Origin of the sequence: Bacteroides sp. 1001136B_160425_E2, from assembly GCF_015559655.1 — a bacterium.
In the GTDB taxonomy this organism is placed as follows: domain Bacteria; phylum Bacteroidota; class Bacteroidia; order Bacteroidales; family Bacteroidaceae; genus Bacteroides; species Bacteroides luhongzhouii.
In genome coordinates this window covers 265,148-279,788 of the sequence record NZ_JADMQH010000003.1, presented here as the reverse complement: position 1 = coordinate 279,788, position 14,641 = coordinate 265,148, and the positions used below count along the sequence as shown (strand labels likewise).

Here is a 14,641-nt window from a genome sequence, read left to right as displayed (position 1 = left end):
AGGTATCTCTCATTATCTATATCAGTAAAACACTCTAAATCGGTTTCGGGACATATTTTTATAATGCTGTTTTGATAAAGCATATCTGTTATATCTCTCGACAGCACTGAAGTGGGACTATGGAGGTGCGAAATTGGCTGTTTTTCTATTTCATCATCGGACAGATGGCTTATCTGGTTGGGGTTACATATTTCATGATAGTTTCATATTCGTCACCTATTTTTTTATCAACGGCAAAGATAATGCCTTCTTTAAAATTACGGATGCCCAAAATACCACGACCCTACTTTCATCGAAAGCAGCAAGACAGCGAACAACCTTTCCTGATAATATGAAAATAATCTTACCGGCCATGTTTAATAAGACCTTTTTGTCTTTCATAATAAAGTTGCAATATTTAGTTATAAATTCATTCCACTACATTTAAAGACCGCCATACAAAGGTTTCTACTAAAACATAAATAAAAGAAAGAGTTCCATTTTCCGCAAAAAAAACCTATCTTTGTTCCGTCAAGATAATAAATCACGCATAAGACTCATGCCAAAAGATTCATTTTGCATACAATATACCAACTGTACAGGATGTCCCAAAAGTGTTGAGAATATCCTTATATATAGAAACTTACCTAAAGGAGAGCATATCCCCAAGGATAAGTGTACACAGAACTGTATGCTTTTTATGATAAAGGGCGAATTACTTATCAATAGCGAAGAGCATCCCGGAATAACGTTACGCGAAAGACAAATTGTTTTGCAAGCTATTGGCTCCAAGGTCGAAATACTGGCACTGACAGATGTTGAATACGTTGTCTACTGGTTCAACGAACTGCCTCTGCTCTGCGAAGACCGGTATAAAGAAATGATGGAACAGGCGGAAGCTCCTTTGACCTACACTCCACTGATTATGAGTGAAAGACTTTACCACCTTGTCACCAGTATGCCCGAATTCCTCGCTGAAGAAAACCCTTGCAGCAAGTATATCGACTTAAAATGCAAAGAATTGGTTTTCTTGATTACCAACTTCTATCCGCTGCCCCAACTAGGTTCATTCTTCTATCCAATCAGCACGTATACGGAAAGTTTCCACTATTTCGTCATGCAGAATTACAGCAACGTGAAGAACGTAGAAGAATTTGCACATCTGGGAGGATATACGACCACTACTTTCCGCCGACTTTTCAAAAACCTCTATGGTGTGCCCGTATACGAATGGATACTGGAAAAGAAACGAGAAGGAATCTTGGAAGACCTGCAACACACCAAAATGCGAATCACCGAAATCTGTAACAAATACGGATTCGACTCCCTGTCGCATTTCGCACACTTCTGTAAAGACTCTTTTGGCGATACCCCACGCGCTTTACGCAAAAAAGCAGCCGGCGGTGAGAAAATCGGAAAGATACAATAAACAGCCCCATCCTACGAATGTGCCAATCAGTTGCACTATGCACGCATACTGGCTGGCATATTGACACATTAGCGTATTGATCCATTATTAAAGAATTATTTCTTTAATTCCTTGCTCAATCAATCTATTTCCCCTATTTTTGCAGTCCGTAAGAGGTGTAAAACGTCGAAATTTTAGTTCTAACAATTAAATAATTTAAATTCAATCATTTATGTGGTTAAGTAATTCATCTGTAGGAAGGAAAGTGGTGATGAGCGTTACCGGTATCGCCCTTGTCCTGTTTCTAACATTTCACATGGCGATGAACTTGGTTGCGATCATCTCGGCTGATGGTTACAACATGATTTGTGAGTTCCTGGGAGCAAACTGGTATGCATTAGTGGCTACCGCAGGACTGGCTGCTCTTTTCGTTATTCACATTATCTACGCATTCTGGCTGACCATGCAGAATCGCAAAGCGCGTGGTAGCGAACGCTATGCAGTGGTTGACAAACCAAAAACTGTAGAATGGGCATCTCAAAACATGTTGGTGCTGGGTCTGATCGTTATTGTAGGTCTTGGTTTGCACCTCTTCAACTTCTGGGCAAAAATGCAGTTGCCGGAACTGATGCACAACATGGGCATGCACGCTGATACACTGACGCTGGCTTATGCCGCTAACGGTGCTTATCACATCCAGCAGACTTTCTCTTGCCCGGTTTACGTAGTTCTTTACCTCGTTTGGCTGTTTGCTTTGTGGTTCCACCTGACTCACGGTTTCTGGAGCTCTATGCAATCACTGGGATGGAACAACAAAGTATGGATCAATCGTTGGAAATGCATTTCTAACATCTATTCTACGATTGTTGTACTCGGTTTCGCACTGGTAGTAGTGGTATTCTTCGTGAAAACACTGATTTGTGGCGGTGCTTGCTAAATAGTAAATTGTAAATGATTAAATTGTAAATAATATTATGATCAAGATAGATTCAAAAATTCCAGAAGGCCCGGTGGCTGAGAAATGGACCAACTATAAAGCTCACCAGAAATTGGTGAATCCCGCTAATAAACGTCGTTTGGACATCATCGTTGTGGGTACGGGTCTGGCAGGTGCTTCTGCCGCTGCTTCACTTGGTGAAATGGGTTTCAGAGTATTCAATTTCTGTATTCAGGATTCTCCCCGTCGTGCACACTCTATCGCTGCACAGGGTGGTATCAATGCTGCAAAGAATTATCAAAATGATGGTGACTCGGTTTACCGTCTGTTCTACGATACAGTGAAAGGTGGCGACTATCGTGCCCGTGAAGCAAACGTATATCGTTTGGCTGAAGTATCCAACGCTATCATCGACCAATGTGTAGCGCAAGGTGTTCCTTTCGCTCGCGAATATGGTGGTACGCTGGATAACCGTTCTTTCGGTGGCGCACAGGTATCCCGTACTTTCTACGCTAAAGGCCAGACAGGTCAACAGTTACTGCTGGGTGCTTACTCTGCATTGAGCCGTCAGGTAAACGTAGGTACTGTTAAACTGTACACCCGCTATGAAATGCAGGATGTTGTCATCGTTGACGGACGTGCCCGCGGTATCATCGCAAAAAATCTTGTAACAGGTAAGTTGGAACGTTTCGCCGCTCACGCTGTAGTCATCGCTACCGGTGGTTATGGTAACGCTTACTTCCTGTCTACTAACGCTATGGGTTGTAACTGTACAGCTGCTATCTCTTGCTACCGCAAGGGTGCTGTATTCGCAAATCCTGCATACGTTCAGATTCACCCGACTTGTATCCCGGTACACGGTGACAAACAGTCTAAGCTGACTTTGATGTCTGAATCTCTCCGTAACGACGGTCGTATCTGGGTTCCGAAGAAGAAAGAAGATGCCGTAAAACTCCAAAAAGGCGAAATCAAAGGAAGTGATATTCCGGAAGAAGACCGCGACTATTACTTGGAACGCCGCTATCCGGCATTCGGTAACCTGGTTCCGCGTGACGTTGCCAGCCGTGCTGCCAAAGAACGTTGCGACGCAGGTTTCGGTGTAAACAACACCGGTTTAGCCGTATTCCTCGACTTCTCTGAAGCTATCAACCGCTTGGGTATCGACATCGTTCTTCAACGTTATGGCAACCTCTTCGATATGTATGAGGAAATCACTGACGTTAATCCGGGAGAACTGGCAAAAGAAATTAATGGCGTAAAATATTATAACCCGATGATGATTTATCCGGCTATCCACTATACAATGGGTGGTATCTGGGTAGACTACGAACTGCAAACCACTATCAAGGGTCTGTTCGCTATCGGTGAATGTAACTTCTCCGACCATGGTGCAAACCGCCTCGGTGCTTCTGCATTGATGCAAGGTTTGGCTGACGGTTACTTCGTATTGCCTTACACCATCCAGAACTATCTGGCAGACCAGATCACTGTTCCTCGTTTCTCTACCGATCTTCCTGAATTTGCAGAAGCAGAAAAAGCTGTTCAAGCTAAGATTGACAAATTCATGAGCATCCAGGGTAAAGAATCTGTCGATTCTATCCACAAGAAACTGGGTCATGTCATGTGGGAATATGTAGGTATGGGACGTACGGCAGAAGGCTTGAAGAAAGGTATCGCCGAACTGAAAGAAATCCGCAAAGAATTCGAAACAAACTTGTTTATCCCCGGTTCTAAAGAAGGTATGAACGTAGAGCTTGACAAAGCAATCCGTCTGTACGACTTCATCACTATGGGTGAGCTTGTTGCTTACGATGCATTGAACCGTAACGAAAGTTGTGGTGGTCACTTCCGTGAAGAATACCAGACTGAAGAAGGAGAAGCAAAACGTGATGACGAAAACTTCTTCTATGTAGCATGCTGGGAATATCAAGGTGACGATGAAAAAGCTCCGGTGTTGTACAAAGAACCACTGGTATACGAAGCTATCAAGGTTCAGACTCGTAACTACAAGAGCTAATCGGTGAAGTTAAACATTTAAAAGAATTAGAAGAAAATGGATAAAAATATATCATTTACACTGAAGGTATGGCGCCAAGCTGGTCCGAAAGCTAAAGGTGCTTTTGAAACCTACCAAATGAAAGATATCCCCGGCGATACTTCCTTCCTCGAAATGCTGGATATTCTGAACGAACAGCTCATCAGCGAAAGAAAAGAACCGGTAGTATTCGATCATGACTGCCGCGAAGGTATCTGCGGTATGTGTTCTCTTTACATCAACGGACACCCGCACGGTCCTGCGACAGGTGCTACTACTTGCCAGATTTACATGCGTCGTTTCAACGATGGTGACACCATCACTGTTGAACCTTGGCGTTCGGCCGGTTTCCCTGTCATCAAGGACTTGATGGTAGACCGTACTGCTTATGACAAGATTATGCAAGCTGGTGGTTACGTAAGCGTACGCACAGGTGCTCCGCAGGATGCTAACGCTATCCTGATTGCGAAACCTATCGCTGACGAAGCTATGGATGCTGCTTCTTGTATCGGTTGTGGTGCTTGTGTAGCTGCATGTAAAAATGGTTCTGCTATGTTGTTCGTTTCTGCAAAAGTTAGCCAGTTGAACTTGCTACCGCAAGGTAAACCGGAAGCTTTGCGTCGTGCAAAAGCTATGTTGTCAAAGATGGACGAACTGGGCTTCGGTAACTGTACAAACACTCGTGCTTGTGAAGCTGAATGTCCGAAGAACATTTCTATCAGCAACATCGCTCGCTTGAACCGCGACTTCATCATCGCAAAATTAAAAGACTAGAAATTGCTAAATTTCAATAGTGAGAGCTTAATTTGATTAATGACAGAATCCCCTGCCGGCTAGTCCGACAGGGGATTTCTTTATTATCAACGGAGCATTTCTATTATTAATGCGAAACTGATGAACCGCACTTATCTTACAGTTGCATTTATGAAACATCTTGCCTACGTAAATTACGCGGAGAAGCACCAAAAGACTTCTTACAGAAATTAGAGAAATGAGGCAAGGACTCAAAACCATACTTATAGCATATTTCCGAGATGCTATATTGGGGGTTATTCAAGTCATCCAGGATGCCCTCTTTACGCCTCGCCAGCATCCATTCATAAACAGGTTCATGAAAGACGTTATTAAATATGCGGCGAAATGTACTAAGAGTATACCCACCCAATTGTGCCAGTTCCTCCACAGTCTTTACTTTCTTATAGTTTTGAATGACAAAATACTGGAAGCTGCTTGTATATTTAGAAAGTGGATGTACAAGACTCGAAAGGTCATAATCAGAATAATAATACCCTAACACAAATGCCAATTCTTTCCGTTTAAGAGACAACAGGTCCCGGCAGACTTTATTTCCTTTCAGATAAGTCATGGAACCATCCAAAAAATAGCGTAGTTCAGGAATGATTTTTAACGGGGAATAAATAAGCGGTGGCGATACCTCTTTCATTATATGATTGAAACGGAAATCACAAAACATCTCCGGCTGAATAAAACGATAATAGATACATTCACACTCGGTCATTGCTAACATCTCAAATTTGGAACCGATAGCTTGGAGAATAAACTCACCCTCTTTGAGCATTGTACCTGCATACTCCTGACTATTAACCAATATCTCACCCTTTATTAGAAAAAGAATAAAATTTTCCTCGCACCTCTGAGCTAGCTTATAGAAACCCCGCTGATGAATGATGTGGGTAATAGCATTGTCCACTGCTTTCGGACATTCTTGACAATCCCAATTTCCTTGACAGATAGATGGCATATGTTTGCTGTGTTTGCATTTATTAATGTTAGAAACAAAAATATATGAAATCTTTCATATTGCCATAAAAAAAGGGAGAAAAGTGAAAAAGAGGTTAGGTAAGAGATACTCACTTGAACATCGAAAAGCCTAGTTTTTCAAATCAGAAAAACTAGGCTTCAAGATTCTTAAATTAAGGTATGTTCAAGCATTCTATATTCCTATGCAACTAGTTATTACACTGCAGGAGCCACAGGATCTTTTTCCTGATTATCCTCATCAGCCCATTTATCTACATCGGTAACAACCCACCCAATAGTTGCAGCATCATTTGTTAGAGACAATGTATAACGTATACTTTTACCTACTCCCCATATAGCATCCTTCAAATCAACTTCTTTAGGAGTAGCTCCTGTTGTATACACTTCATCACCATTCTTATCAGTAACATTATAGCTTACTAACATTTTCCTTGTTGTCAATGTTTGAGGCAATAACATTAAAGATTCAGTACCAATATTTTTACTCGTTGTTCCCTGAACTGCATTATTTGTAGTAGTAATATCATCCAAAGGATAAATATATGTTGCAGATCCCTCCAAAGAAGTCCAAACATTATCAGCATATTTATATGTTCCTTTATCATTCACTCCATTTATTTCTATTTTAGATACAGTATATGTTAACTTATCATCAAGCTTTGATTTTATAGCAAATTGAATCTGCGTAAGTACATGTGAGAACGTGAAATTAACACTCAAATCTGCTTTTGTCTTATCCGTAACTTTAGCCACAAGCAAATCTTCCTGATTAGGTGCCGTATCAGCAATTTGATAATTAACCAATGTAGGATACTGATCTGTATCAGTAGCTGTTAGTGTTAATGACCGAGAAGAAGAATATGCAAAAAATTGGATGTTTCCCTGAGAAGGCCAGTAATATGCATTATTAGATGTCCATTTATTGTCATCCGAATTCCATGAAACAGGTTCATTCTCCATTATCGACTTATTTAAAGTTCCAGTTCCAACAACAACATCACCTGTATTATATGCATAAACATGAAAACCTTGAGTTTTTAATTCATCGAGCTTCATCTCCGTGGCTCTTGTAGCATTACTGACTATGCTCTCAAAGTTTATGACTGCATTCTGTCCAGTATTCTCAAATTCTTCATTCTGTGAGCAACTCGTGATTGCTAAAGCAGCTGTTACTGCCAATAAAATCTTCTTCATAACTGTATTTTTTTTAAGTTTATAATATTGTTATATTTTGTTTATAGCATTTATTTAATTCACGGGTAGCTCAACATTATCTTCGGGTCCCCATCCATCAACATTGCCGCCCATTCCTCCACCTCCATCAGGATTCGGTGGTGTTTCCGGCTTATCAACTTCAATCTTATCATCAGGCGGTAACTCAATCTCCGGTGGTGGGGTTGGTTTTCCATCTTCCCCTGTTCCAGCATTTTCAAGTGTACCTATTATTTCAGTAACATCAATTGTTGCTTCCTGAACTGTATTATCTGTTTTGATAAATTTCAATATTAATATTATAGTACCTTTCTCACTAAAAGTCTCTCTCTCTGATGTTGACATTCGCGTCGGCATTGTCATATCCTTTACTTGTTTGAAAGCAGTGAAAGATGCCGTTACCTTATTGTCTCCCTTCTTTACCTCAAAGTAGATAGGTTGTGAGCTACACACTCCACGACCTTTGCCTATACAGTAACAATCGGATAATCCATCAATGCTTCCTACCACTGTTGCAACATACTCCAAGCCTTTAGCCTCTACTGCAAAAGAATATTTCTTCACCACAGATTCCAACTTCCAGTCTAAGCGAAGCACTTCTTCACTCTTCTCTATTTTCAGCTCATCGATATTCAACACATACAATGAATCCGGTGACCAAACCATCTTTTCCGTTCCTTCAATCCCTAAACCATTGCAGTTTCCCGTATAGGCTTCTATCGTTTCATAGGACTCTTCGCCGCTGATTCGTATAGATTCCGTGTTATAATTGTAGACTACTACCGAATACCGTCCCGGAGGAACTTTCATTTCTCCACCTCGTACCGAAAGGTATTTATCTACTTTCCTGCCATCTCCGTTCTTCGGATAAAAAATCACCCGAACTCCCTCCGGCAGTTGATCTGTCACTCCATCCCAATCCAGCTTTATATCTACCCCACTTACGGGATAATCATCCAATATATCGCGACGACTACATCCAGTTAGCATCAGCAGCGAGGACAAAAGCACAAGAAACCCGTATCTTGTATTTCGCATGACGCCCTCCTATCTCTTCGTTGTTATCAACCATACCAAAGAAACTTTCGCCTTGGTAGGACCAATAAAGTTATAACGCCCACTATTTGTCCATACAATATCCCCCTCATAAGGAGTATATTTTTTATATTCTGTTGTCAAATACCCTATGCCAAGACTGAATTCAAGGGAAAAATGCCGTGCCAATTGCCGTGCATATCCATAAGTCACTCCCGCAGCTCCGTAATACTTACCTTGATAGCCGTCTCCACGCAGCTGGAAGTCATATATCCCGCCTTCAGCATAAAGTCCGATAAAATGTCCGGTCAATCGGTTACGTTTCTGACGGTTTCCCAGCCAGCAACGTCCTTCCATCCCTCCCGAAAGGAGTTGATAGCAGAAATCATGTTTGCTATTCAGCCACCATGGACATTTATATTCAGTATTCAAAGACCACCTCTCGCCTATCGGAATTTCCACTTCTATATTTGGCGCCAATGCCAAATCATATAACAGATTATTCTTCACTGCAAGTACAGTTTGGCTTTTCACCGGCCCTTCTGCCTCCGATATATCGACCTCACAGGCCTGTTTTTCTTCACTTTCTCCCACAGGCTTATCAGGTTGATCTTTCGGAAGCGCCTCTTCCTGATTTGAAACAAACAACCCGGAGACAGAAGATACCGGTTCAAAAGCCTCTTTACCTAATTTCGAAGTTTCTCCGACAATCGTAATAACCGATCTCCGCAGTTCTGGAAAGATATTGTGAACAATGTATCGGTAAGCAATTCCCCGATTCAATTTTCGCAATAGTTGCTTCCGTTTATTGACATCATTCTTATGATAATCAATCAATATCAGCACTTCTTCCCGATCTGGTAAGTTGGAGTCGGATGCCACCAACTTACGAAACTCCGACCAACTCTCTCCCTCTGAAAAAAAATGAATCTTATCAACACCAATATCCGAATTATACCGTTGCAAGAATTCCTTTATCGAATCATTTCTCCGGGCAATCAAACTTCTATTATAAGACTCGTCACCATCAGGAGAAACAAAAGTTTCCACATTCAGCGCATTTATATATTTCGTATTCAGATGCCCGAAAAACAAAGAATCCAAAGTCGCAATCACCTGATTATTACTTTTATAATTAGGATTCACTCTCGTTTCATTCGCATCAAAATGTATCACAACCCGTTGGATCGTGTCATTCGCAACAGCGAAAAATGGAATCGAAGCATACCCACTTTCTGGAAGGCTTAATAAAGCCATAAGAATAGCCAATATATAGATACCATGTTTCATTGTCGTTCGTTTCTGATGACAAATATAAAAGTTAGAAAACAATTCGAATCATACTTTTAGAACAAAAATCAAGACATGAAAGGTTCTGTGAAACGATTGCAACGATTTTGCAAGTTTGGGAGAGTCAAAGTCCGCCATAAACAAAAAAAGATGCACAGGCTACCGACTATAAGCCGATGTCCTGTGCATCCGTCACTACCTCTTCCATCCTCCATATCCTCCGCCATCGTATCGGTCAAACCACCGACTAGCAAATCCACCGCCTTACGATGGACAATACAAAATGCTCGAATAAAAAGACAGATGGACTACTTACAATTCTGCCACTAACAAACTTACTAGTTTTATCCGTTAAAAGTATAGAACATAATTACGTAAATAGTTCAGAAGCGCCCAAAATGCCATCATCATAGCCAATATAAATAAAACTACGAGACCAATCGCCAGAGCAATCCAGTGTTGTGAATGATCATCAGAATATTCCTTATGACCATCATTAAATTTGTATATTGTCCGCACTGTCTGCGCTCCTGCCAATAAACCAAATACTCCGGCAAAAATGCCATTATGAATGTTTCCACCACCACGCAGTGCCCGCTTATCGATCAGGAACTGAGGTGTCCTACTTGCTACAATATACAAACCGGTAGCTATTAAAGTGGAGAACATCATACCGATTCCCATCATCCAATACATCAAAATGCCCACAATGACACCCAGCCAGATTAATTTTTTAGAACCATCGAAATGACGTTCTTCACCACTATTAATCACATCAGTCAGTGAATTTAAGCGCTCTATAACATCGGCATCAGTAGGACACATCGCGATAACCTGATCAATCAAAAGAGCAGATCTCTTAATCTGTTTCATCTTTGTCGGCTTTCTGAATTCATCATCACCTGTTTTTTCAATCACAGTCCAAGTAGCGAATGCCTCATCCATCAGCCTCCATGCGTCCGTTATCTCTTCATCCGTCATCTTCTCCGGCATTCCGGCCGCAATACGTTTATTCAACATACCTTCTACCGTGAAAACCTCTTTATAGCGGGCTCCCTTATACCATACGAAAGCCATATGTCCCACAATAAATAAAACGACAGCACCATACAGAATGATTTGGAGAACTGTCAATATCTTGACTCCCAAAGGAACTCCGTCATCTGCAGCGGCATCAGCTATAGCATCGGCTCCGCTGCCGCTTTTTACAAGCTTCAATCCATTAAACGCAGCATCTTTTCCACCTTTGTCAAGTCCGGCAAATGACAATTTATCATCCTTATAAACGATTTTGCATTGACCGGAAATACCGGCATCGACCTCCGGACGTCCGCCCACAAAAGAAAGAGTCACTTCATTTCCGTTCATATCCTCGACATAGAACTCGTAGGTTGCCAACAAAGACTCTCTGCCGCTGGGTTCCACCATATTCACCTCCATAAAGCCATTACATCTGGCATTCTCATTATAAGGATTCAACTGCCAGTTACCATCACAATTCAATGTTAACGCAACCTTTAAATCACCTTCCTTATTTGCCCCTTGCCAATCTCCACTAAAGGCATCCTCTTGAGCAAATGCGGTCATAGAAACAACCATCATTACAATGCCCAACAAATACTTTTTAATATTCTTCATAATGTGATAAAATTAATAATGCGAACCAGCAGTTATAATAACGAACCGATTCTGTTAGTTAAAATGTTATTATTCTATTGTTTTTATAATCAAGAGACATTAATACCTCAACACTTTGGCAGCCACATTCTTAAATTGCGACATGGCAAGGCCGATAGAGGCCCCGATATAAGTAGGATCACAAATAATATATTTTTTTCCGCCCACAGTAACATAGTCTCCGTCAATGTTTTCATCAAAACAGACTGCCGTTGCCATGTGGTTCGGATACTCCAGCAATACAACATCAAGTCCCATAAGCGTGCGAACCAGATAAGAATACAATACCGCACGATCTTCACAATCGGAATAAGGATAATAAAACAGCTCGTCTACAAAGAAAGGCTTTTCATAACCGAACTGGTCGCCATCTGTCTTATAGTCAAAGGCCGTCTGTACAAAATTAATCAACATATTGGCAGCTTCCGATTGTTTTTTCCCTTCTATGACAGCTTTCAATGGCGGAAGCACCGTCTGTTGTACTTCCTGGCTTACGGGAGCCCCCACATAGACGGAAAAATCACATTGCGGATAGTCTTTATAAAAAGCAACAAGCCCTGAATTGACTTTCGAACTGACTTTAACGGAAGGATAAGCTTTCGCTTGTAACACCTTCGTCACATAAGTGCCTGAAAACATTTGAGGAGCATCGATATTCATATTTACCGTGTTCTTCGCGTTGGCAAAATCACGGTTATAGGTATAAATGGAATTGGTTTTATTGGGAGAAGTATCAAACCTGTAATAGGTTACCCCATTCAAGGTGATGAAACAAGTAGCGTAAATCATATTGTCCGAAGCATAGAACAAAGTAAGACGGTTATCCATACGCGCCACTTTTACCCTATATCCCGATTGAGAAAGAATAAACATCTGCATAAGAGCTATTTCATCCGAGTGGACACTTCCACATAACTCCGCGGCAACTTTCCTGGTCAGCAACAGGTAGCCGTAGTCATTCAGGGAATTTTCTTTTTTGATGGTCAGACAGTCATCTATCAAAGGCTGATAATTACTGCGTGATAAAGTCTCCCATCCGGCAGAAATATCTTTTTCTGCAATACCTTTCAAGGTGAGCCGGTTTCTCAATGACGCACTAACAACGCAGTTCTCACTGTAAAATGAGAACTCCATACCGGAAGACGAACGTTTTGCCGGAGTAGTCACATCCGGTTGTACGTCTGATTTGATTGCAGGCTTCGCAGCAGAATTCTTTACCGGTTTTACGGCAGAATTCTTTTCTGATCCCACCGTAGAATCTTTGCCTCCCGGTATAGCCGGAACCGGTGTTTTCCCCAAAGAAGGCGAAAAGGTAGCACTTGGTGCCACTACCGGAATGGGAAGTCGAGTAACTTCCCCGATTTTAATCTCCTGCGGTTTTGCTGCCGTTTTTTTACGATCAAAGCTGACCGGCTTCACGGGCTCCGGTCTTTGAGGACGCTTCACCGGTTTCTGCAAATCATACTCCTTCCAAGTCTCTTTCAGAAATTTGGCAAACTCCTTATTCTGCTCACTCACAAAATCGTCGAATTCTTTCTGTTGCTGCTTCACGAAGTCATCAAACTCCTTCATATCTTTATCAATCTGCGCGAAAAGATTGAACGGTAGACATAACGATAAGACAATTATAAATAATGTCCGTTTCATCATTTTCCTCATTTCCTTGTTATATTTTGTTGTTCTGTTATTTGCCAATCCACACACAATTTATTATTCCGTATCTCTTTGATAAAAGGAAAAATGGACAAAACTGCGACAACTTTCTCCCGGTATAACCCACGACTGGCACTATTGCTACCATTGAAACAATCATCCACTTGCTTGACATTTACATCAGAAAACGGATATAATAACAAGGCTTTTACAAAAGAAGTCATATAGGCATTCCAGAAAGCATTTTTCAGTTCTATCATATCCGTTCTGTTCTGACTTCCGAAAGCGACGTCTTCATACCAATATCCCTTTTGCGAAGGAGAAATTTTAACCCCGTTAATACATGAAAACAGTTGGGGGGATGCCAGCGTGCCTTTAAGTTGAAACCATGATTGAAACGATTGCTCCACACGGCTATCGGATTCCAGCAATAAATTAAATCTCACTTCTTCTTCCTCTACTCTTTCTTTCGTAAACAGAAACATCAGTTCGCTCGTGGAATAATAAGCCAAGTCGCAACTATCATCCGACTGCGTAAAAGATACCTCCAGAAATTTCTCTCCGAATATAGACGTGTATTCATTCTCAATCCGGTAGGATGCATGCTGAAGCGGTTGTTCAATCACTCCTAAAGCAAGTATTTTATTTCTTTGGTCTTCATACGTGTTACTGGCTATCTCCATAGTTGAAAAAATGTCCGAGAGAAGTTTCAATTGTACCCCCTGCTGTAATGAATACAGATAGGCCGCTCTTTGCAAAGCCAGCATCCTTGCCGCCTCAGGTTTCATACAAGGATCAGACACTCCGATTACCCGGCCTTGCCGCCGGGAAGCAAACACCCACCCCGGCAAAGTTTCCCGCTGCCCTGACACCCAATCATAAGACTGGTTATAGACCGTATCAACCGGCATTATTTGTGAGAATACCTCATTGCTCAGAAGTAAAGGCAGCAGGAATGCAAAAAGAACTACCCGGCTATGCTTTATGTCCGATAAATCACATTTCATTATTCAGTATTTTGATGACCGGGCAGTCAAGTTATTTACTGGGCATTCTTGCTCATTTCTTCTTCAAACACTTTCTTGAACTTTTCATATTCAAAGTCAATGCGCAATTTCTCATCGTTCTTGATACGGTTTGCCATAGCATCCATGATTTCCTGTCCCGCCAGTTCCAAAGATACATATACCTTATACTTTCCATCAGGGGTTTTCATTGTTTTCTCGCAAATGACACGTGTACCGCTCAATTCCTGTTCCACTACCGTACGGGTCAGCGATTGATAACGACTTTTACTTTCATCGTTCTCACCCTGCTGATATGAAGAAGCGTAACTGTCAGTTACCGACTTCACTTTCGCGCTGATAGCAGTAGCGATTTCAGCCCGAGCCTCTGTCATCGCTTTTTTCTTGGCAATAGACATATCTGTAGAAAGCCCCATCGAACTAGCTCTGAAATACTCCTTATTTGTTTGAAACTCCGGTCCCGAACAAGGAACATTAATCTCGACATCCTGCTGGACTGCTGGTTGTTGCACTGGTTGCATTGCAGGTTTCGAACTGCCACAACTTGCCATAACAGCGATAGTGAACAATGAAGCTCCCAATAAATTAATTCTTTTCATTTCCATTCA

Annotated in this window: 12 protein-coding genes; 4 read left to right on the top strand and 8 right to left on the bottom strand. The window is 41.5% G+C overall.

The window, feature by feature from the left end; genetic code table 11:
* Nucleotides 1-538 precede the first annotated feature (538 nt).
* The 4 genes from I2I04_RS04335 (at nt 539) to I2I04_RS04320 (ending at nt 5,133) form a co-directional block, all read left to right on the top strand.
* On the top strand, nt 539-1,408 hold the full coding sequence (locus I2I04_RS04335) for a helix-turn-helix domain-containing protein (protein ID WP_185911573.1): 870 nt from the start codon (nt 539-541) through the stop codon (nt 1,406-1,408).
* A gap of 211 nt (nt 1,409-1,619) precedes the next feature.
* Nucleotides 1,620-2,324, top strand: a complete 705-nt coding sequence (locus I2I04_RS04330) for a succinate dehydrogenase/fumarate reductase cytochrome b subunit (RefSeq protein ID WP_004311073.1) — start codon at nt 1,620-1,622, stop codon at nt 2,322-2,324.
* 37 nt (nt 2,325-2,361) lie between these two features.
* Nucleotides 2,362-4,341, top strand: a complete 1,980-nt coding sequence (locus I2I04_RS04325; RefSeq protein WP_143258902.1) for a fumarate reductase/succinate dehydrogenase flavoprotein subunit — start codon at nt 2,362-2,364, stop codon at nt 4,339-4,341.
* 36 nt (nt 4,342-4,377) lie between these two features.
* A complete protein-coding gene (locus tag I2I04_RS04320; protein ID WP_004298485.1) occupies nt 4,378-5,133 on the top strand; it encodes a succinate dehydrogenase/fumarate reductase iron-sulfur subunit in 756 nt (251 codons plus the stop codon).
* A 148-nt stretch (nt 5,134-5,281) separates the two neighbouring features.
* On the opposite strand, the gene I2I04_RS04315 is transcribed toward I2I04_RS04320, so the two are convergent.
* The 8 genes from I2I04_RS04315 to I2I04_RS04280 form a co-directional block, all read right to left on the bottom strand.
* Nucleotides 5,282-6,121 (bottom strand): helix-turn-helix domain-containing protein, encoded by an 840-nt coding sequence (locus tag I2I04_RS04315; RefSeq protein WP_195654406.1) that lies wholly within the window; start codon nt 6,119-6,121, stop codon nt 5,282-5,284.
* Between the two features lie 215 nt (nt 6,122-6,336).
* Entirely contained in the window at nt 6,337-7,335 is a 999-nt protein-coding gene (locus I2I04_RS04310; RefSeq protein WP_195654405.1) for a fimbrillin family protein, read from the bottom strand.
* Nucleotides 7,336-7,389: 54 nt separating this feature from the next.
* On the bottom strand, nt 7,390-8,391 hold the full coding sequence (locus I2I04_RS04305) for a DUF5119 domain-containing protein (protein WP_229126919.1): 1,002 nt from the start codon (nt 8,389-8,391) through the stop codon (nt 7,390-7,392).
* A gap of 9 nt (nt 8,392-8,400) precedes the next feature.
* A complete protein-coding gene (locus I2I04_RS04300; RefSeq protein ID WP_195654404.1) occupies nt 8,401-9,678 on the bottom strand; it encodes a DUF3575 domain-containing protein in 1,278 nt (425 codons plus the stop codon).
* A gap of 351 nt (nt 9,679-10,029) precedes the next feature.
* Nucleotides 10,030-11,316, bottom strand: a complete 1,287-nt coding sequence (locus I2I04_RS04295) for a hypothetical protein (RefSeq protein WP_195654403.1) — start codon at nt 11,314-11,316, stop codon at nt 10,030-10,032.
* A gap of 99 nt (nt 11,317-11,415) precedes the next feature.
* Complete coding sequence (locus I2I04_RS04290) at nt 11,416-12,927, bottom strand: hypothetical protein (RefSeq protein ID WP_410489759.1); 1,512 nt, start codon at nt 12,925-12,927, stop codon at nt 11,416-11,418.
* An 83-nt stretch (nt 12,928-13,010) separates the two neighbouring features.
* Entirely contained in the window at nt 13,011-14,015 is a 1,005-nt protein-coding gene (locus tag I2I04_RS04285; RefSeq protein ID WP_229067483.1) for a hypothetical protein, read from the bottom strand.
* A 35-nt stretch (nt 14,016-14,050) separates the two neighbouring features.
* Nucleotides 14,051-14,632 (bottom strand): LPP20 family lipoprotein, encoded by a 582-nt coding sequence (locus I2I04_RS04280; RefSeq protein WP_195654401.1) that lies wholly within the window; start codon nt 14,630-14,632, stop codon nt 14,051-14,053.
* Nucleotides 14,633-14,641: the final 9 nt, after the last annotated feature.

Coding starts and splice junctions, on each gene's coding strand:
- I2I04_RS04335 (WP_185911573.1), top strand. CDS start 539: ATGCCAAAAGATTCATTTTGCATACAATATACCAACTGTACAGGATGT.
- I2I04_RS04330 (WP_004311073.1), top strand. CDS start 1,620: ATGTGGTTAAGTAATTCATCTGTAGGAAGGAAAGTGGTGATGAGCGTT.
- I2I04_RS04325 (WP_143258902.1), top strand. CDS start 2,362: ATGATCAAGATAGATTCAAAAATTCCAGAAGGCCCGGTGGCTGAGAAA.
- I2I04_RS04320 (WP_004298485.1), top strand. CDS start 4,378: ATGGATAAAAATATATCATTTACACTGAAGGTATGGCGCCAAGCTGGT.
- I2I04_RS04315 (WP_195654406.1), bottom strand. CDS start 6,121: ATGCCATCTATCTGTCAAGGAAATTGGGATTGTCAAGAATGTCCGAAA.
- I2I04_RS04310 (WP_195654405.1), bottom strand. CDS start 7,335: ATGAAGAAGATTTTATTGGCAGTAACAGCTGCTTTAGCAATCACGAGT.
- I2I04_RS04305 (WP_229126919.1), bottom strand. CDS start 8,391: ATGCGAAATACAAGATACGGGTTTCTTGTGCTTTTGTCCTCGCTGCTG.
- I2I04_RS04300 (WP_195654404.1), bottom strand. CDS start 9,678: ATGAAACATGGTATCTATATATTGGCTATTCTTATGGCTTTATTAAGC.
- I2I04_RS04295 (WP_195654403.1), bottom strand. CDS start 11,316: ATGAAGAATATTAAAAAGTATTTGTTGGGCATTGTAATGATGGTTGTT.
- I2I04_RS04290 (WP_410489759.1), bottom strand. CDS start 12,927: ATGAAGGAGTTTGATGACTTCGTGAAGCAGCAACAGAAAGAATTCGAC.
- I2I04_RS04285 (WP_229067483.1), bottom strand. CDS start 14,015: ATGAAATGTGATTTATCGGACATAAAGCATAGCCGGGTAGTTCTTTTT.
- I2I04_RS04280 (WP_195654401.1), bottom strand. CDS start 14,632: ATGAAAAGAATTAATTTATTGGGAGCTTCATTGTTCACTATCGCTGTT.